The following is a 17,574-nucleotide window of genomic DNA, read 5'->3' on the forward strand; positions in this document are numbered from 1 at the left end:
ATCCAGTCATCCTGAGAAGACGTGAGCAACCGGCGTGCCACCCGCGTGAAATGAATTTATATGTTCAATATCATATACTTGAGAAACATGGCGCGCTGTCGTGTTGCGCACATGGGACATATGGGGACGGCGCCGGCATGTTGGAAAGGTTACATGTTCGCGGCCACGGAACCTGGCTTTCTGCTCCACCTTTGATGCCGGTCAATGCGGCGCTCCGAATCCAAACGCCGGCAGCCTCCAGGGGAGGCCGCCGGCGCTGGGAAGGCGCGATGGGGGCGGGGCGGTCAGGCCGCTGTCAGGATCTCCACCGCCCGGGCGAGCGGCACCGCGACCGGGATGATGCCGTGGCCGAACAGGAAGCGCAGTTCGTTGCGGGTCAGAACCTCAGGGTCCACCACCGCATAATTCGGACCGCCGGACCGCTTGATGATCTGCCGCGCATAATTGCGCAGGAGCTGGTCGTGGAACCGGCAGCCGAGGAACAGGAAGCCCCGCTCGGTGCGGCGGTCCTTCACGATGTCCGGAATCGGCGTCTGGATGTCGATCTCGGTCAGCACCTCCACATAATCGGCGTCCGAGATGAGGAAGTTCTTCGCCGGCACCACGGAGCCGTGCGGCTTGTAGAGCACCGTGGCCCAGCCGGGCGCGGCGGCCTTGTCGGTTTCGGCGCCGGCGGCGTCGTAGAAGCGGTACCAGCGGTCCTCGCCGATGCCGGCGCGGGTGATGCCCTGCACCTCGCCCCAGTCGGAGCGCGCCGCGAGCGCCGCGCGCATGGCGCCGTCATACCAGGTGTCGACGATCATCGGCAGCCTGAGGCCGGCGAGATAAGCGTGGAGCGCGGTCGGCGCCACGGGGGTGGAGAAGGCGTCGCCCATGAGGGCGGAGACCGTGTTGCGGTGCTTGGTGCTCTCGATGTGCTGGGCCGCGGCCCACGCATTGCCCTTGGCGCGCTTGGGCAGCGCCACCTTGGTGCCGAAGAACGCCGCGAGGTCCTCCGGCGTCATGGGCACGCCCGTCGACCCGAGCGCGGCGACGCCGGGGCCCAGATAGGGCACCATGCTGCCCGCCTTGAGCGCCGCACCCGCTCTGGCGACGAGCGCGTCCGCGTCCGCGAGCTTGACGATATCCGCGGTGGAGACCGGGGCGTTCATCTCACTCCTCCTCGCTGCCGCGCTTCTTGGCGTTGACGGTGATGGGCAGGCTGGTGCCCGGCGCCATCTGCGGCAGGTCGAGCACCCAGCCGTTGGCGATCTTGATCCAGCCGCCCCACAAGGTCTCGTGCTCGAACTCCACGATCGGCTCCTCCAGGTCCTTCTTGGGGACGTAGATGGAAAGGCCGGTCTCGGGAGAGCGGCGTATCATGACTTTCATAAGGGGCTCCTGGGTGAAGGGACGGGCGGCCGGCTGCCGCGGCCGGCGCGGGGTCGTGCGGGTGTCGGGTCAGCCATGGGGCGCGGCCTCGGGCTGGCGGTTCGCCCAAGCCGGCGACATCTGCCGCAGCGCGGCGACGATGCCGGGCAACTCCTCGATCACCCGATCCACGTCGTCGCTGGAATTCTCGCGCGACAAGGACAGGCGCAGCGCGCCGTGCAGCGCCCGGGCCGGCAGGTTCATCGCCTTCAGCACATGGGAGGGCTCGGTGGAGCCGGAGGTGCAGGCCGAGCCCGTGGACGCGGCGATGCCGACCCGGTCGAGCCGGTTCAGGATCGCCTCGCCGTCCAGATAGTCGAAGGCGAGGTTGGCGGTGTTGGGCAGGCGGTTGGCGCCATCGCCGTTCACCCGGCAGCCCTCGATGCGCTGGACGATGCCCTGCTCCAGCCGATCCCTGAGGCCGCGCACCCGCGTGCCCTCGTCGGCGAGGTGAGCGAGCGCCAGCTCCGCCGCCTTGCCGAGGCCGACGATGCCGGGCACGTTCTCCGTGCCCCCGCGCCGGCCGCGCTCCTGGTGCCCGCCGCGGATCAGCGGCTTGAACTTGACGCCCTTGCGCACATAAAGCGCGCCGATGCCCTTCGGGCCGTGCAGCTTGTGGCCGGAGAGCGAGAGCATGTCGATCTTGGTGGCCGCCACCTCGATCGGCACCTTGCCCACCGCCTGCACCGCATCGGTGTGGAACAGGGCCCCGGCGGCGTGCGCCAGTTCGGCGAGCGCGGCGACGGGGAACAGGGTGCCGGTCTCGTTGTTCGCCCACATCACCGAGACGAGCGCGGTGCGCGGGCCGAGCGCCGCCTTGTAGGCCTCGAGATCCAGGCGCCCGGCGGCGTCGACGCCCACATAATGGACCTTCACCCCCCGGCTCTTTTCCAGGTGGGCCGCGAGCGCGAGGACGGCCTGATGCTCGACCCGGGTGGTGACGATCTCGCTGCGCCCCTCCCCCTCCATGGCCTCGAGCGCGGACAGCAAAGCGGCGTTGTCGGATTCGGTGCCGCCGGAGGTGAAGACCACCTCGTGGTCGAAGGCCGCGCCGAGCAGAGCTGCGAGCGCCTTGCGCGCGCCCTTCACGGCCTCGGCCACGTCGGCGCCGAAGGCGTGGGTGGAGGAGGCGTTGCCGAACTGGTCGCAGAAATAGGGCAGCATGGCCGCCACCACTTCCGGATCGGTGCGCGTCGTCGCGTTGTTGTCGAGATAGACCGGCCGCACGGGACGACGCCCCCCTGTTGAGGCCCGAAGGCCTGCCGCTACTGAGCGACCTTGATCGGCGCCGAGGGGCCGGCCACCGGCACGAGGCGGACGAACTCGCCGAGCCGCTCGATGAGCTTGGCCTGGATGCCCTCCATGGTGGCGCTCGCGAGCTTGCAGAACACGCACGCCCCGGTGAGCTTCACGAATATCTTCGAGCCATCGACGCTGACCAGCACGCAGTCGCCGCCGTCGCGCTTGAGGTTGGGGCGGACCTCCTCGATCACCTCCTGGATCAGCGCCAGGCGGTCGGTCTCGGCGCGGGCGACGGGCGCGAGCTGTTCGGTTTCCTGCAGCATCTCGGTCCTCTCTGTCATCTTGGGGTGGGGCCGAAAGGCCGTCAGCCGAACGACTTGCCGCAGGAGCAGCTCGACGTGGCGTTGGGGTTTTCGAAGGTGAAGCCCGATCCCTCGAGCGCGACCACGAAGTCGATCACGGTGCCGGCGAGCAGCTCGTGGCTCTTGTTGTCCACAAACACCTTCACGCCGTCGCGCTCGATCACGGTGTCATCCGGGTCGGCGTCGTTCACGAGACCCATCATGTATTTGTAGCCGGCGCATCCGCCGGCCTCGACCATGATGCGCAGTCCGTCCACGGGCTTGTCGGCTCCGGAGATGGCGCTGCGAACGGCGTTCAAGGCGCTGTCCGTCAGATTGATCATCGTTCGACCTTCCCTGAAGAAAACGGATCGACGACGACCTCGCAAGACCCATGCCAGGACGTAATGTATTAAGATGTAAGGACTTTTAGCCGCGCTGATGTTGCGTTTGCGACGCGTGTCCGGTTTCGGACAGGGCCGGGCGCGACGCCCGCGGGCCGGCGCGTCCTGCCGCTCCGGGCGCCACGGCGCGCCAGCGGCACCGGCCGAGGCCGGCGAGCACGAGGCCAACAACCATCTCAATCCGCTCAGCTTTTTCCGCGCGGCGGCGGCCCGCGCGGCGGCGTCGTGCGGGAAAAGCCCGCGTCGCCGCAGGCGCGGCGTCCTGTCCGACCGGCGCGCCGGCGAACCGGCAGGTCATTTGCATGATGCGCCGAGCGGCGCCCCCGGGCGCGGCACGGCGCAATTCCGGAGACCCCCTATGACGACGATCGAGAAGACCGCCCTGGGCAAGCTGGACCAGGAGGGTCGCCTTCTCAACGCGGTTCTGAAGAGCCCGACGACCAAGAGCGAGCGCTTCGGCTTTCGCGGTGACATCGCCCTGAAGTTCCAGACCCAGCTCGCCGACGAGAAGCGCCCGCCAGAATATTGCATGGAGCAGGTCCTGACGATCGCGCCGGAGGGGACCGGGACCATTCCGGTCATTGCCGGCTACCTGCACAATTTCGCCTATCTCGACGACGTGACCAAGGTGCTCGGCCCGCTCCTCGGGGTGGACGGCAAGTATTTCATGTTCTGCAACAACATCGATATCCTGGCAAAATACAAGGTGACGCATGGCGGCGTGACCTTCTATGTCCTGCCATGCGACGAGTCGACCGTGTGGAAGGAGATGCTCGACCTCATGGGCATCGACAAGAACGACATCAAGAAGCTCGACACGGCCGGCAAGCTGGACTTCGTGCTCGACACCGCGCTGGACTGGAGCGCGGACTTCGAGCCCATCAGCTTCGAGAAGGGCGTGTCGGTGATGGAGCCGGTGAAGAACCGCAACGAGAACCGGCCCGTCTGACCCGCGGCGGCGACCGGCGGAGGGGCGCGACGAGCCCCGCGCCGCCGCGCTTGTCCAGCCGGACGCCAAGATGGTATCGCCCCGGTCGCGGTTCCGGCGCGCCCCGCGCGCTCCGATCCCGCGCTCCCGGCCTCAGGCCTCCTCGTCGTCGCAGAAGGACGGGGGCGGCGCGTCCTCCGCGAGCATGACCCCCGTCACGCAGATGTCGCCGTCCAGCACTTCGAGCGCCACCGGGGCGAGTGCGCGGCCTTTGCAGGGGCCGTCCAGGCACATGCCGGTGCCGAGCTCGAACAGCGCGCCGTGCTTGCCGCACATGATGCGGATGCCGTTGGGGTCCAGGAACTGGTTGCGCTCCCAGTCCAGATTGACCCCGTCGTGCGGGCACCGGTTCACGTAGCCGAACACCTGGCGCCCCCAGCGCACCACGAAGATGTTCCAGGGCACTTCCTTGCCCGCCTCGTCGAGGCGCACGAGCTGGAAGCCGCGCGCCTTCTGGCTCGGAATGTCGCTCATGGCGCAGATGGCATAGGCGATGTCGGCGTCCATATGATCCTCGTTCATATCTGCCCCGCGCGGGCCTGGAATTCGCGCGCGGCGCCCGCCATCCGCGCCAGCAGGCCGCGATTGGCGGCGAGCAGGAATTCGCGCCACGCCGCAGCGATGTCCCTCAGGATCGCCTGCTCATACGCCTTCGACAAATGGTGCTCGTCCGGAAAATTGGACAGCGCGCAGGAGGTCCGGTTGAACGCCGCCACGTCGTCCATGAAGCGCCGCAGGAGCTCGCCGAATGGCGCCTGGACCTCGTCCATGAGCCCGGCGCGTCCGGCCCGCACCGGCACGCCGGCGAGATCGAGGACGGCGCCTTCGAGCCGCGCCAGCGCGCGCCGGAACAGGTCCTCCATGGCGCCGAGCGCGGCCCATTGGGTAAGCTGGTCGCGCTCCTGGGCCGAAAGGGCGCGCACCAGGCGCGCGCGGTAGTCGTCGAAGGCGGCCTCGCTTTGCCCCGCCACCCAGGCCGCGAAGGCGGCGAGACTGGCGCCGTTGAGGGCGGCGCCGGACAGGCCGTCCGCAGGGGCGGGCTCAGCCTCCAGTCCGGCGCGCGCCAGGGCGCGTTCCACCCGGCGGGCGGCGTCGAGCGCGCCTTCCAGGTAGCCGGCGGCGGTGGCCGCCGTCTCGGAGCCGCCGAAATGCAGCTTGCCCGCCATCATCGGCCGACGCAGCAAGGGATGGGAGACCGCAATGTGCTCGGCTTGGGGCTCGGCGCGGTCGCGGGCGGTGGCGGTGAAGGGCGCGCGCGCCCAATCCTGGTAATGGGGCTCGCCCGCCTCCAGCGGCAAACCGAACACCTGCGTCATCTGGCTCGAGATCAGCATGGGCAGCCCGGCCTCGAAGGTCTCGCGGGTCTGCGGACCGAGGGCGAGGAAGCCGGCGAGCGCCGCCGGCGTGCCGCCCTCCCCGCTGGCGTCGTAGATCTCCCCCAGCACCGCCTGTTCATGGGTCACGAAGGCGTTGCCCGAGAGGCCCGCCGCGCGCCAGGGGGCGTCCGCGTAGCCGATCGCCACCTTCGCCTGCGCGGCCATCCAGGTGGCGGTGTTCTCCATGGCATCGACGGTCTCCGGGTCCAGCGCCGGCTCGAAGGCGACGCCGGCGGCGAGCAGGCGCGGCGGCAGGCAGAGCACCGCGCGGCGCGCGGCAACCTCGACCTCCTCTTCGCCGACGCCGAAGGTCAGCACCAGATGGTCGCCCGCGTCCCGCAGCCGCATCAGCACATGCCCGAGGACGAGCGCCTCGCTCCCGACCTCGCGGGCGAGCCCCTCGACCAGCCCCGCCATGCCGCCGGCGAGCCGGAACGCACCGTCATGGAAGGTCTGGCCCTCGATGCGCCGCGCGGTCTTGTCCGCCTCGCTCAAATGCAGCGTGACCCCACCGTCGCTCTGGGCAACGCGCGCCAGGGCGAGATCCGACACCAGACGGGCCATCAGAGGTTGGGTGTCGGGCCAGAACCAGGTGGGACCGAGGTCCAGCATCGCCCCGGTGGTGGCGCAGCGCGCGGTGAGGATGCGCCCGCCGAGGCGCGGTCTCGCTTCGAACAGGCGGAACGGCTGGGCCCGCCGCGTGAGACTGCACGCAAGCGCCAGCCCCGACAGCCCGCCGCCGATGATGGCCGTCTCCAGCATGGCTCGTCCCCGAAAGGCGATTGGTTCCAGACCAGCCCATGCAAGAATCGCGCGAATTGGGTTTTGGTGGCGCCGACTTTCTCGCACGCCCCGCCGCAATCGATGCTGCCGCAGGGTTTGCGGGCCCGCCCGCTTTCTTCTCCGGGCGGCGCGGATCATTGGCACGATTTTTGTTCCTCCCTGTCCGAGAGCCGGTCCCATAGGAGTTTGAAATGAACGTGACGTCGGAATTCGCCCAATCCTCGCTGGACGAGATCAAGGCGCTGCTCGACGGTGGCACCCTCACCATCTATTCGGTGGCGCGCCCGATCTCCGCCGACCATGCGGTGGACCGCAGCGCCGTGCTCGCCACCCTCACCTTCGCCACGCCCGCCTTCGGACCCGCGGCGGATGGGTTCGAGACCCCGTCCTTCGTCGCCAATCCGGTGGCCGCCAACAGCGTCGGCACGCCGGGTTTTGCCCGCGCCCGCAAGGCGGACGGGACCACCGTGGCGGACTTTTCCGTCGGCCCCGGCCCGCGCGAGATCAAGCTCGCCGAGGTCTCCTGCTCGCCGGGCGTGCCGGCCCGCGTGGTGAGCTTCAAGATCGACCTTGAAGGCGGCTGGCCGGAGCGGCCGGACTATTACGACGCCCATCCGCGCCCCGGCTTCTCTTTGCCCAAGACCTTCTGAGGACGCCCTTTCCCGAACCGGAGCGGCCGCTGGGGCCGAAAGTGCCCGGCGCGAACGAGATGTCGGACATTCTACAGGAGATCCCGCGCATGACCTCAGCGGACCTCGGCACCCTGGTGAGCACGGACTGGCTTGCCGACCACCTCTCCGACCCCGCCGTGAAGATCCTGGACTGCACCTGGCACCACGCCTCCACCAACCTCGACGGCCGCACCCAGTATCGCGGGCGCCACCTGCCGGGCTCGGTGCATTTCGACATCGACAACGTCGCCGACAAGTCGAGCCCTTTGCCCCACATGCTGCCGAGCCCGGTGGATTTCGGGAAGAAAGTCGGCCTGCTCGGCATAGCCAATTCGGACCGCGTGATCGTCTACGACCGCCTGTTCGGCGGCTCGGCGGCGGCGCGGGTGTGGTGGATGTTCAAGGTGTTCGGCCACGACAACGTGGCGCTGCTGGATGGCGGCTACGCCAAGTGGCAGGCCGAGAAGCGGCCGGCCGAGATGGCGCCGGTGCGGCCCGACCCCGCCACCTTCGAGGCGGGCTTCCGGCCCGAACTGGTGCGCGCGCTCGCCGACATGAAGGCGAACCTCGCCTCCGGCGCCGAGCAGGTGGTGGACGCGCGCGGGCCGGCCAAGTTCGACGGCAGCCAGGAGGACGTGTTCCCGGTCAAGAGAGCGGGCCACATTCCCAATGCCATCAACGTGCCGTGGGGCGACTTCGTCACCGAGACCGGAACCTTCGCCGCCCCGGATGCCATTGCCGCCCGCTTCTCGGCCGCCGGTGTCGACCTCGACCGGCCGATCGTCGCCACCTGCGCGTCAGGGACCATTTCCTGCGTGCTGGCGCTGGCGCTTCATCTCATCGGCCGGCAGGCGGCGGTCTATGACGGCTCGTTCGCCGAATGGGGCCTTGCCGACGACACGCCGATCGCCGCCTGAACGACCGCCGATCCGAGGAAGCAAGCCATGCCGACGCTCGTGAAGACCACCCAAGACGGCCGAAAGCTCGAAGTGGCCGGCCTCGCCATTTTGCTGGACGGCCAGCTCGAGGCGTTCGAGCTGATCGAGGTGAAACTCCACCCCAACCGCCGCAGGATTTGGGAGGCGATGCCGGAGGCGACCCATATGGCCGGCCGGGTGCCGCTGACAAAGGAGGAGGCCGAGCGGGTCCTCGACGCCTTCAAGGCCGCGGAGGCGGAGATCCTGAAGAGCCCCGCCGCCATCAACGAGCGCTTCCGCATCGCCGCCATGTGGAAGGCGCGCGAGCAGGGGATCGAATAGAAGACTGGCATCCGATTGATATCGAAGATTTATTCAGCGCCGGCGGTCACCGCTCGGAGGCGGGGACGAGCTCGGGCGTCGCCCGGCCGAAATTGCGGGCGAGGGCGAGGCGCGATTCCCCGTCTTCGGCGCCGAAGCAGGTGTGGAAGTCGTCGCATTCGGCGCACACCGGGGCGGTGCAGAGCGTGAAGCCGGCGGCGCCGCAGACCATGCGGTAGAGGAACTTCTTCCACTTCATGTCATTGGAATTCTTGCGCTTCAGCGGCGCGAAGTGGCGCGCCATGAGCGCCGACAGCTCGTCCCGATCGCGCAGACCGAGGTCCTGCCACAGATGATGCGGCGCCTTGGCGCGGCGGGCGATGAGGGCGACCAGCGCCCGCTCCAGAAGCCCCGCCCCGCTCGCATACATGGCGAGAATGTCTCTGACGTTCCGCTCTTCTTCGTCCACCTCCACCGGAGAATCCGGCACCATTCGCGCGATATATCCGACCTGCTCGGGAAACAGCGCGCCGGCGAGCGCCAGAAGCGCCTCGCGGCCGAGCCCGAGGCGGTCGGCCGGCGGCGCGCCGGCGGCCTCCGCCTCGGAAAGGCCGAGCGCCAGGATGGCGGCCACCACGTGCCGGTCGAAGGGATCGCACGCCGAGGCGGTCGGCGTGGCCATCAGGACCCCATAGACCTCGGCGGCGGCGGGCATGGCGTCCTCCTCAGGCGGCGGCGCGGTCGGGTCCGTGGATCTGGCAGCTGGCCGGGCAGACGCGAGCGCAGGCGCCGCAGCCGATGCAGGCGCCGCTGTCGTTCATCGCCATGACCTTCTTCTCGATCTCATCGTCCTCGTCGTCGTCGAGCATGACGAGGTCGCCCTCGTCGTTGATCCCCTTCAGGATCATCACGTCGCGGCCGCAGACCTTGTAGCAGCGGCCGCAGCCGATGCACTTGTTCTTGTCGATGTCGAGCAGGTAATCGGGCTGCCAGGCGCGCCCGTCGCGGGTTTCGTTAGACATGGCTTCGAGCCCTTTCCAATGCTCCGCCTTCGGCGGTCCGGTCCAGTTCGGACCGCCGTGGGTATTTGCGTTCAGGCTTCGGACGCTCGAGCGTGCGACCTTCCGCGCCGGGGGCGCGGGGAAGGTCAGGCCGCTTCCAGGCTCTTCAGCTCGGCGCGCTTCTGCTCCAGCATGGCGAAGGCGTCATGGGCCTTCTTGGCCACGTCCATGATCTGCTCCCAGTTGATCGGCAGTTCCTCGGACAGATCATGCAGATCCATCTTGGACTGCGTCGCCTTGGCGGAGAGCTTCTTCAGTTCCGCCTTCAGGGCTTCCACATCGCTCATGGGGCACCTTTTTCCTTGGACAGATCAGCAACTGGGACAGGTCAGTAATTGGCGACGGCCGGGAACTTCTCGATCATCTCGATCCCGGACTTGACGAACTTGTCGCCCTCCTCGGCGAGCTTGCCGAGATTGTCGAAGCCGAAGCGGTGCACGTCGCGCAGCTGCTTGTTGACGACGATCAGGCGGCCGCCGATGAGCACCATGCGGCCGAAGCCCTCGTGGCTCATCTTCAGCATCGGCGAGATCATCACGCCGGTGGCCTTCTCGATCATCAGGCACACGGCGTTGAAGAACAGCTCCATGCGCCAGATGGTGTCGGGATCGGGATCGCCGATGATGGGCAAAGCGCGGCGCGCCTCCTTGTCGAGGATGTAGGGCTCGATCAGCTCGAGGTCGGGCTTACCCTCCCAGGCGCCGTGCGAATCCTGCGCGCGCCAGACCTTGATCAGCTCCTTGACGAAGGGATGATCCTTGGCGGCCTCAATCGCCGCCTCCCGGGCGGCGTCCTTGTCGATTACGGGCGCGTCGGACATTGTTTGTTCCTCATTCCTCGTCGAAGTCGAAGCGGCGTTCCTGGCCCTTGCCCATGACCTTGCGCAGCCAGGGCGGCGGATTTCCCTTGAGCACGCCTTCCAGCTTGACGATGAGATCGGAAATCTCCTCGGGCTGGCTGACCTTCATGGGATGGATGTTGTTGGCCACCACGCGGGCGGCGCCCGAGCCGCCGATGGCGGCCACGTAGAGGATGGCGCAGTCCTTGATCGCCTCGATCTTCGGGGCGAGCTTGTCCTCGTTGCCGTCCTCCTTGAGGTCGCCGTCGAACTCGATGGCCTCGAGGAAGTGGTGGCCCTCCGGCCCCACCTCGTAGATGGCGATGTTCTTCGCCCATCCGAAATGGGCGTCGACGCGCTTCAGGTCCTGGGTTGCGAAAGCGACTTTCATGGGCTCGTCCCTTCAACGCTCGACTAATGGGAGGTGTGCGCGGCGCCGGGAGCGTGCGCGGCGCCGCCGGCCCAGGTCTGCGGCGTCGGCTCGTGGTTCTCGTCGTGGTCCGCCATCACCAGGTTGGCGAGGTGGAACACGAGGTCGCGCGTGCCGCGATAGCCCACCGAGAGCAGGTGCCCTGCCCCCAGGCGGTCGAACATGGGAATGCCGATGCGATAGAACGGGATATGGAGGCGCGCCGCGGCCTGGCGGCCGTGGGAGTGGGTGAGGAGGAGGTCGCAGCCGCGCTCCTTCGCCCGCGTCTCCAGGTCCTCCAGATCGCCGATCAGCACCTCGTCGGCCGGCAGGCGCTCCAGCACCGGCGAGTGGGTGGTGGTGACGACGGAGAGAAGATGGCCGCCCATCTCATGCAGGAACGAGCCCACGTCGTAGAGCAGGTCCGGCTCCGCCCCCATGGCGACCTTGCGGCCGCCCAGGTGGAAGTGCCCGTCCAGCATCGCGTCCACCAGCTGGCCGCGCTGGCGGCGATACTTCAGCGGCACCGGCCGGCCGGAGATCTGGGAGAGGTGCATGATGAAGGTGTCGTTGGGCTCCAGCCCGCACAGGCGCTCGAACAGGCGGAAGTCGGTTCCGGTCTTCTGCGCCATCGCCTCGCCGGCGCGGCGCATCTGCGCGCCGATGCAGATGGTGTGCGCCGCCGCGCCCATGGTGGCGATCTCCTCGACACCGATGCCGCCGATGGTGGTGGGCGAGAAGTCCTCGGGAATGTGGCCGTCCAGCGAGGCAGCAAGGTCCGGCAGGAAGGCGGGCTTGAGCCCGAAATCCTCCATGATGGTGCGCAGCTCGTCGAGGTCGCCCGGGGTCAGGTGGCAGCCGGGCAGCACGTTGACGCGCGCCTGGTCCTTCTCTTTGTCGGCGGCGGGCGCGACCAGCGCCTCCACCATCTTGGCGACCGTCTTCTCCCAGCCGTCCTGGAACGCGTCCTTGAAGTCGGGGGTGGAGACGTAGACCATCGGGAAATCGGCGAGCTGGGGATGCTTGTCGCGGATCAGCTTGATGTAGCCGTCCACGTCGTCGCCCTTGGTCTCGGTGACGCCGGTGGAGCAGATGCCGATGATCTCCGGCTTGGTCCGGTTGTAGATGTTGAGGATCGCCTGCTCGACGTTCTCGTAGCCGCCCAGCACCGTCGCCACCTCGCTCATGGCGGTGGTCTGCATGGGGATGGCTTCCTTGAAGTGGCGCACGAACAGGACCAGCCCGAACGAGGTGCACCCCTGGGAGCCGTGCAGCAGCGGCATGGCCTTGCGCACGCCCATGAAGGCGAGCGCGCCGCCGATCGGCTGGCTCATCTTCAGCGGGTTGACCGCGCACGCCTTCTTGGGAACCGTGACGATGGCCATGGCGCTACTCCGCTGCTTCGAGGGCGGCGGGGGCGAGCAGGTCGTCCAGCAGGCTCTCGATGCGCTCCTCGCAATTGCCGCAGCCGGTATTGGCCTCGGTCGCCGCGCGCACCTCGGCGATGTTCTTGAGCCCCTTCTCGCGCACCAGGTCCTCGATGGTGCCGACGGTGACGTTCTTGCAGCCGCAGGCCTTCCTGGCGCGGCGCTTCAATTCCGCAGCGAGCGGATCGGGGGCGATCTCCGGCGCCGGCGGGGCGGCCTGCGCGGGAGGCGGGGCGGCGACAACGCCCATGGCCTCGAAGATCTCCTCGATCCGCCCGCTGCAGGCCCCGCAGCCGCTGGAGGCGTGGGTGTGCTCGCGCACGCCCTCCACCGTGGTCAGCGCGTGAGCCTTCACGGCGTCCTCGATGGTCCCGAGGTCGACGCTCTTGCAGTTGCAGATCTTCTTGGCCCGGCGGGCGGCTTCCGCCTTCACCGGGTCGGCGGCGAGCGCGGCGGCTTCCGCCTCCATCTCGGCGATGGCGCGGTTCTGCCAGCTGTTTTCCGGGTTGTCCCAGGGGGCGGGCTTGCGCACCTGTTCCCACACCGGATTGTAGAGCGCCTTGTCGATCTCCTCGACCAGCTTCACCATGCCCACATAGCCCATATAGGCATGGTGGCGCTCCTGGTTGATGTCCAGCCAGGGCATGGCGGCTTTCAGCGCGATGAACTGGGAGCGGCCGCCGGACAGCATGATGTCGGCCTTCGCGTCCTTGAGCATCTTGTACATTTCACGGGGCGTCATGTCCTCGATCATGTGGGCGTCCTGGCCCATCAGCTCCTTGATGCGCTCCTTGTCCTCCTTGGTGGACTTCTTCACCGAGGTACCCACGAGGTCGAGGCCCGCCTCCTGGAGCGCGGCCACCACCGACCAGGACTTCACGCCGCCGGTGATGAGCAGCACCTTCTTGCCGGCAAAGCGCGGCTTGAACTTGGCGATCGCGTCCCAGGCCTTCTTCTCCTCGCGGGCGATCAGCGCCTCGGTGCGCTCCATCAGCTCGGCGTCGGCGCCGCGCTCGATCAGCATGCGGGCGATCTCGCGCAGCGAGTCGGATGAATCCTCGATGCCGTAGAACGAGCCCTCGAAGAACGGGATGCCGTAGCGCTCCTCCATCTTGCGGGCGACGTTGATCATGGCTTTCGAGCACACCATCATCGCCGCCTTGGCGCGGTGCGAGGAGGCGACATCCTTGTACTTCCCGTCGCCGGAGATGCAGGCGAGGATGCGGATGCCGAGCTCGTCGAGCAGCGGCTTGATCTGCCACAGTTCGCCGGAAAGATTGTATTCGCCGATGATATTGATGTCGTAGGGGGTCGTGTATTCCGGTTCCTGCGTGCCGATCACATGGTCGAGGATCGCCTCGCCCGCGAGCTTGTTGCCGAGATTCTTCGGCCCCACGAAGCCGGGGGAGTTCACCGGGATCACCGGGGTGCCGAACTTCTCCTTCGCCGCCTTGCAGACCGCGTCGATGTCGTCGCCGATCATGGCGGGCACGCAGGTCTGGTAGACGAAGATCGCCGGCGGATCGTACTTCTCGATGATCTCCTTGATCGACTTGAACAGGCGCTTCTCGCCGCCGAACACCACGTCGGTCTCGTTGATGTCGGTGGTGAAGGAGGTGCGCCAGAGGTTCGAGCCGGAGGATTTCGCGCCGCGATTGTCCCAGCTGTTGCCCTCGCAGGCGATCGGGCCGTGCACCAGATGGGCGACGTCGGTGAAGGGCTGGAGCGCGATCTTGGCGCCGTCGAAGGCGCAGCCGCCGGCCGCGCCGCCCGGCTGCAGCTGCTTGGTGCAGCCTTTCTTCTTCTCGGCCTCGGACTTGTTCTGGTTCTTCGCGCAGCCGGGCTCGTTGAAGACCTCCTGGATCGTGGCCGAGAGCGAACTCATGGGTCTCACTCCTTCATCGAGCGGTTGGCGTCGGGCGGACGGGCGGCTGGCGCTGGGATGTCTGTCGGTCGCGCCCACGGCGCGCGGGCCGGGGTCGGCGGTCAAATCTCCTGGGAGGGGCCGCCCGGGCCTGCATGGCCCGGGCGACACTGCTTGCGCTTCGATCAGCGGATGATGTCGAAGCTGTAGTCGGTCTTGGAGGGCACGTTGGTGTTGCGGTCGATCTCGTCGAAGATCTTGTCGAGGATCGTGATCAGCACGTTCATGCCGCCCTGATAGCCCCACACCGGACGGCGGTGGTGGTGGTGCCGGTCGAACACCGGGAAGCCGATGCGGATCAGCGGCGTGCCGGTGTCGCGCTCGAGATACTTGCCGTAGGTGTTGCCGATCAGGAAATCGACCGGCTCGGTGAACAGCAGCGAGCGCATGTGCCACAGGTCCTTGCCGGGATACGCCTTGCAATTGGCGCCGAACGGCGAGGTGTCGAACAGCGCCTGCACCTTGTCGGCCCACTTTTGGTTGCCGTTGGTGGCAAGCACGTGGGTCGGCTCGGCGCCGAGCTCCAGCAGGAAGGCGGCAAGGCCGAGGCACAGGTCCGGATCGCCGTAGATCGCGAACTTCTTGCCGTGGATGTGGGCGTTGCTGTCGGCGATCGCGTCCACCAGGCGGCCGCGCTCCTTGGCGAGCTCTTCGGGGATCTCCTTGCCGGTGAGGCGGGCGATCTCCATGAGGAAGCGGTCGGTGCCGCCGACCCCCACCGGATGGTTGAGCGCCACCACGTCCTGGCCGTGACTGGCGATCATCGGCAGGGTCTTCTCGGTGCAGTATTCCTGCATCGAGATGGTGGCCTTGGCGTGGAGCGCGTTCGCCGCCTCCTCCAGCGTGGTGCCGCCGTCATACATGCGGAACTCGCCGTCGGTGGGGGTGTCGAACACCTCGGAATTGTCGACGAGGATGGTGTGGTCGACGCCGAACAGGTTGAAGATGCGCTTCACCTCGCGGGTGTTGCCGACCGTGTAGCCGTCGAACCCGCCGATGAAGTTGATGCTCTCGTTGGGGGCGCGCTCGAGCTTCGGCGCGGTGCCGGCCTTGCCGTCCCAGAAGTGCTCGAGGATGCCCTTGAGCGCGTTGTCGTAGCCGGTGACGTGGCTGCCCACGAAGGCCGGGGTGTGGGCGAAGGGCACGTCGAACTCGGCCGGCACGGAGCCCTTCTCCTTGGACGTCTTGATGAAGGCGTTGAGATCGTCGCCGATCACTTCCGCCATGCAGGTGGTGGAGACGGCGATCATCTTCGGCTTGTACATGGAATAGGTATTCGCCAGGCCGTCGATCATGTTGTTGAGGCCGCCGAACACCGCCGCGTCCTCGGTCATGGACGAGGACACGCAGGAGCTCGGCTCCTTGAAGTGGCGCGAGAGGTGCGAGCGGTAGTACGCCACGCAGCCCTGCGAGCCGTGCACGAAGGGAATGGTGCCCTCGAAGCCCACCGCCACGAACACCGCGCCGAGCGGCTGGCAGGCCTTGGCGGGGTTCACGGTGAGCGCCTCGCGGGCGAAGTTCAGTTCCTTGTATTCGGGCGTCTTGGCCCATTCCCGCACGCGCTCCACTTCGGCCGGATCGCGGGGGTTCTCGAACATCTTCTTCTTGTTGGCCAGCATCTGCTGGTACTCGGGACCACGGAACAGCTCGAAGTGATCGAGCACGTTGTCAGCGCTTTGAGGCATGACGAACCCCTTTGATTGTCGAAGCCGTAAGGTCCGCCGGCGACCCCCGCTTGTGGGCGGGGGCCGCGCGGCGGATGGTTCATTCCGCCGCCAGGAGGGCGGGCTTGGGCGCGACCTTCCAGGGCGCCTTGGTCATCTTCCAGACCGGCGAGTTGATCGCCATGTCCATGTCGCGCGCGAAGATCGCGAAGCCGTCATAGCCGTGATAGGGGCCGGAATAATCCCAGGAGTGCATCTGGCGGAACGGCACGCCCATCTTCTGGAAGACGTACTTCTCCTTGATGCCCGAGCCCACGAGGTCCGGCTGGATCTTCTCGACGAACTTCTCGAACTCGTAGCCCGTCACGTCGTCATAGATGATGGTGCCATCCTTGACGTAGTGCTGGGCCGTGCGCTGGTAGTCGTCGTTGTGGGCGAACTCGTAGCCCGTGCCGACCACTTCCATGCCGAGGTCCTCGTAGGCGCCGATGACGTGACGGGGACGCAGGCCGCCCACGTACAGCATCACGGTCTTGCCCTCGAGGCGCGGGCGATACTTGGCGATCACCGCGTCCATCAGCGGCTGGTACTTGGCGATGACGCGCTCCGCGCCCTCCTTGATCTTGTCGTCGAAGTAGCTGGCGATCTTGCGCAGCGATTCGCCGATCTTGGAGGGACCGAAGAAGTTGTACTCGCACCACGGGATCCCGTATTTCTCTTCCATGTGGCGCGAGATGTAGTTCATCGAGCGGTAGCAGTGCAGCACGTTGAGCTTGGCCTTCGGGGTGGCCTCCAGCTCGGCCAGCGAGCCGTCGCCCGACCACTGCGCGACCACGCGCAGGCCCATCTCCTCGAGCAGGATGCGCGAGGACCAGGCGTCGCCGCCGATGTTGTAGTCGCCGATGATGGCCACGTCGTACGGCGAGGGCTCGAAGCGCGGCGCCGCATCGGGGGCGATCTTGTCGAACACCCAGTCGCGGATCGCGTCGTTGGCGATGTGGTGGCCGAGCGACTGCGACACGCCGCGGAAGCCCTCGCACCGCACCGGAACGATGGTCTTGCCCTCATACTCCTTGGACTTCGCCTTGGAGACCGCCTCGATGTCGTCGCCGATCAGGCCGATGGGGCATTCGGACTGCACCGTGATGCCGTTGTTCAGCGGGAACAGCTCCTGGATCTCGTCCATGATCTTGGCGAGCTTCTTGTCGCCGCCGAAGACGATGTCCTTCTCCTGGAAATCGGAGGTGAACTGCATCGTCACGAAGGTGTCGATGCCGGTCGTGCCGATGTAATAATTGCGGCGCGCGGCCCAGGAATACTGACCGCAGCCCACCGGCCCGTGGGAGATGTGGATCATGTCCTTGATGGGACCCCACACAACGCCCTTGGAGCCGGCATAGGCGCAGCCGCGGATGGTCATCACGCCCGGGATGGACTTGATGTTGGACTTCACGCCGCAGTCCGACTTGCCGGCCTCGTGCACGTTGAGGTGCTTGGCGCGGCGCTTGGCGGTCTTCTCAGGATAGACCTTCAAGACCTCGTCGATGATTTCCTTGTTGCGCGCCTTGATCTCGGCGACGCTCTGGGACTGAGCCAGGCTCATCTTGCTCTCTCGCTCTTGAGGGAAAGCGGGGGCCGGCCCGGTCCCGGGCCGGCCGGCGGGTTCACGCGGGGATCAGACGGCGAGCTCGGCGGCGGTCTTGCCGACCTGGCTCTCGTCCACGGCCTTCATGATGCCGTGCTCCATCAGCATGTCCTCGAGCTCGTCCATGGTGATCGGCGTCGGGATGATGCCCTT

The 17,574-nt window shown here is 67.3% G+C and carries 20 protein-coding genes and 1 pseudogene; 4 read left to right on the forward strand and 17 right to left on the reverse strand.

What is annotated here, in order from left to right:
• Positions 1 to 284 precede the first annotated feature (284 nt).
• The 5 genes from ABLE88_RS08575 to ABLE88_RS08595 all read right to left on the reverse strand — a co-directional run bounded on the left by ABLE88_RS08575 (position 285) and on the right by ABLE88_RS08595 (position 3,337).
• A complete protein-coding gene (locus ABLE88_RS08575; RefSeq protein ID WP_348831021.1) occupies positions 285 to 1,151 on the reverse strand; it encodes an SIR2 family NAD-dependent protein deacylase in 867 nt (288 codons plus the stop codon).
• A 1-nt stretch (position 1,152) separates the two neighbouring features.
• The gene (nifT, locus tag ABLE88_RS08580) at positions 1,153 to 1,371 is read right to left on the reverse strand and encodes a putative nitrogen fixation protein NifT (protein ID WP_348831022.1); all 219 of its coding nucleotides are present in this window, start codon (positions 1,369 to 1,371) and stop codon (positions 1,153 to 1,155) included.
• 69 nt (positions 1,372 to 1,440) lie between these two features.
• Positions 1,441 to 2,637 (reverse strand): cysteine desulfurase NifS, encoded by a 1,197-nt coding sequence (nifS, locus tag ABLE88_RS08585; protein ID WP_348831023.1) that lies wholly within the window; start codon positions 2,635 to 2,637, stop codon positions 1,441 to 1,443.
• 38 nt (positions 2,638 to 2,675) lie between these two features.
• A complete protein-coding gene (locus tag ABLE88_RS08590) occupies positions 2,676 to 2,975 on the reverse strand; it encodes a NifU family protein (protein WP_348831024.1) in 300 nt (99 codons plus the stop codon).
• Between the two features lie 41 nt (positions 2,976 to 3,016).
• Complete coding sequence (locus ABLE88_RS08595; RefSeq protein ID WP_348831025.1) at positions 3,017 to 3,337, reverse strand: iron-sulfur cluster assembly accessory protein; 321 nt, start codon at positions 3,335 to 3,337, stop codon at positions 3,017 to 3,019.
• A gap of 418 nt (positions 3,338 to 3,755) precedes the next feature.
• Between ABLE88_RS08595 and ABLE88_RS08600 the strand changes: the two genes are divergently transcribed.
• Entirely contained in the window at positions 3,756 to 4,346 is a 591-nt protein-coding gene (locus ABLE88_RS08600; protein ID WP_348831026.1) for a hypothetical protein, read from the forward strand.
• 132 nt (positions 4,347 to 4,478) lie between these two features.
• On the opposite strand, the gene ABLE88_RS08605 is transcribed toward ABLE88_RS08600, so the two are convergent.
• Both ABLE88_RS08605 and ABLE88_RS08610 read right to left on the reverse strand, forming a co-directional pair.
• Positions 4,479 to 4,892 carry a Rieske (2Fe-2S) protein gene (locus ABLE88_RS08605; protein WP_348831027.1) on the reverse strand — a complete coding sequence of 138 codons (414 nt, stop codon included), beginning with the start codon at positions 4,890 to 4,892 and terminating at the stop codon, positions 4,479 to 4,481.
• An 11-nt stretch (positions 4,893 to 4,903) separates the two neighbouring features.
• On the reverse strand, positions 4,904 to 6,523 hold the full coding sequence (locus ABLE88_RS08610) for a flavin monoamine oxidase family protein (protein WP_348831028.1): 1,620 nt from the start codon (positions 6,521 to 6,523) through the stop codon (positions 4,904 to 4,906).
• A 212-nt stretch (positions 6,524 to 6,735) separates the two neighbouring features.
• On the opposite strand from ABLE88_RS08610, the gene ABLE88_RS08615 reads away from it, so the two are divergent.
• The 3 genes from ABLE88_RS08615 (at position 6,736) to ABLE88_RS08625 (ending at position 8,474) form a co-directional block, all read left to right on the forward strand.
• Complete coding sequence (locus tag ABLE88_RS08615) at positions 6,736 to 7,194, forward strand: hypothetical protein (RefSeq protein WP_348831029.1); 459 nt, start codon at positions 6,736 to 6,738, stop codon at positions 7,192 to 7,194.
• 89 nt (positions 7,195 to 7,283) lie between these two features.
• A complete protein-coding gene (locus tag ABLE88_RS08620) occupies positions 7,284 to 8,132 on the forward strand; it encodes a sulfurtransferase (RefSeq protein WP_348831030.1) in 849 nt (282 codons plus the stop codon).
• A 27-nt stretch (positions 8,133 to 8,159) separates the two neighbouring features.
• Complete coding sequence (locus ABLE88_RS08625) at positions 8,160 to 8,474, forward strand: hypothetical protein (RefSeq protein ID WP_348831031.1); 315 nt, start codon at positions 8,160 to 8,162, stop codon at positions 8,472 to 8,474.
• A gap of 46 nt (positions 8,475 to 8,520) precedes the next feature.
• On the opposite strand, the gene ABLE88_RS08630 is transcribed toward ABLE88_RS08625, so the two are convergent.
• From ABLE88_RS08630 to nifH, 10 genes and pseudogenes are all read right to left on the reverse strand, one after another.
• The gene (locus tag ABLE88_RS08630; protein WP_348831032.1) at positions 8,521 to 9,168 is read right to left on the reverse strand and encodes a nitrogen fixation protein NifQ; all 648 of its coding nucleotides are present in this window, start codon (positions 9,166 to 9,168) and stop codon (positions 8,521 to 8,523) included.
• Between the two features lie 10 nt (positions 9,169 to 9,178).
• Positions 9,179 to 9,475 carry a ferredoxin III, nif-specific gene (fdxB, locus tag ABLE88_RS08635; RefSeq protein WP_348831033.1) on the reverse strand — a complete coding sequence of 99 codons (297 nt, stop codon included), beginning with the start codon at positions 9,473 to 9,475 and terminating at the stop codon, positions 9,179 to 9,181.
• Positions 9,476 to 9,600: 125 nt separating this feature from the next.
• Complete coding sequence (locus tag ABLE88_RS08640) at positions 9,601 to 9,801, reverse strand: CCE_0567 family metalloprotein (RefSeq protein ID WP_348831034.1); 201 nt, start codon at positions 9,799 to 9,801, stop codon at positions 9,601 to 9,603.
• Positions 9,802 to 9,842: 41 nt separating this feature from the next.
• Positions 9,843 to 10,334, reverse strand: coding sequence for a NifX-associated nitrogen fixation protein (locus tag ABLE88_RS08645; protein ID WP_348831035.1), 492 nt, complete (start codon positions 10,332 to 10,334; stop codon positions 9,843 to 9,845).
• 10 nt (positions 10,335 to 10,344) lie between these two features.
• The gene (gene nifX, locus ABLE88_RS08650; RefSeq protein WP_348831036.1) at positions 10,345 to 10,743 is read right to left on the reverse strand and encodes a nitrogen fixation protein NifX; all 399 of its coding nucleotides are present in this window, start codon (positions 10,741 to 10,743) and stop codon (positions 10,345 to 10,347) included.
• 23 nt (positions 10,744 to 10,766) lie between these two features.
• Complete coding sequence (gene nifN, locus ABLE88_RS08655; protein WP_348831037.1) at positions 10,767 to 12,146, reverse strand: nitrogenase iron-molybdenum cofactor biosynthesis protein NifN; 1,380 nt, start codon at positions 12,144 to 12,146, stop codon at positions 10,767 to 10,769.
• A gap of 4 nt (positions 12,147 to 12,150) precedes the next feature.
• Positions 12,151 to 14,073 (reverse strand): nitrogenase iron-molybdenum cofactor biosynthesis protein NifE, encoded by a 1,923-nt coding sequence (gene nifE / locus ABLE88_RS08660; protein ID WP_348831039.1) that lies wholly within the window; start codon positions 14,071 to 14,073, stop codon positions 12,151 to 12,153.
• Between the two features lie 164 nt (positions 14,074 to 14,237).
• Complete coding sequence (nifK, locus tag ABLE88_RS08665; RefSeq protein ID WP_348831040.1) at positions 14,238 to 15,797, reverse strand: nitrogenase molybdenum-iron protein subunit beta; 1,560 nt, start codon at positions 15,795 to 15,797, stop codon at positions 14,238 to 14,240.
• 79 nt (positions 15,798 to 15,876) lie between these two features.
• The gene (nifD, locus tag ABLE88_RS08670) at positions 15,877 to 17,379 is read right to left on the reverse strand and encodes a nitrogenase molybdenum-iron protein alpha chain (RefSeq protein ID WP_348831041.1); all 1,503 of its coding nucleotides are present in this window, start codon (positions 17,377 to 17,379) and stop codon (positions 15,877 to 15,879) included.
• Positions 17,380 to 17,451: 72 nt separating this feature from the next.
• Positions 17,452 to 17,574 (reverse strand): annotated as a pseudogene (gene nifH, locus ABLE88_RS08675) (nitrogenase reductase); the annotation flags it as partial.

Source organism: Xanthobacter luteus (assembly GCF_040049235.1).
In the GTDB taxonomy this organism is placed as follows: Bacteria; Pseudomonadota; Alphaproteobacteria; order Rhizobiales; family Xanthobacteraceae; genus Xanthobacter.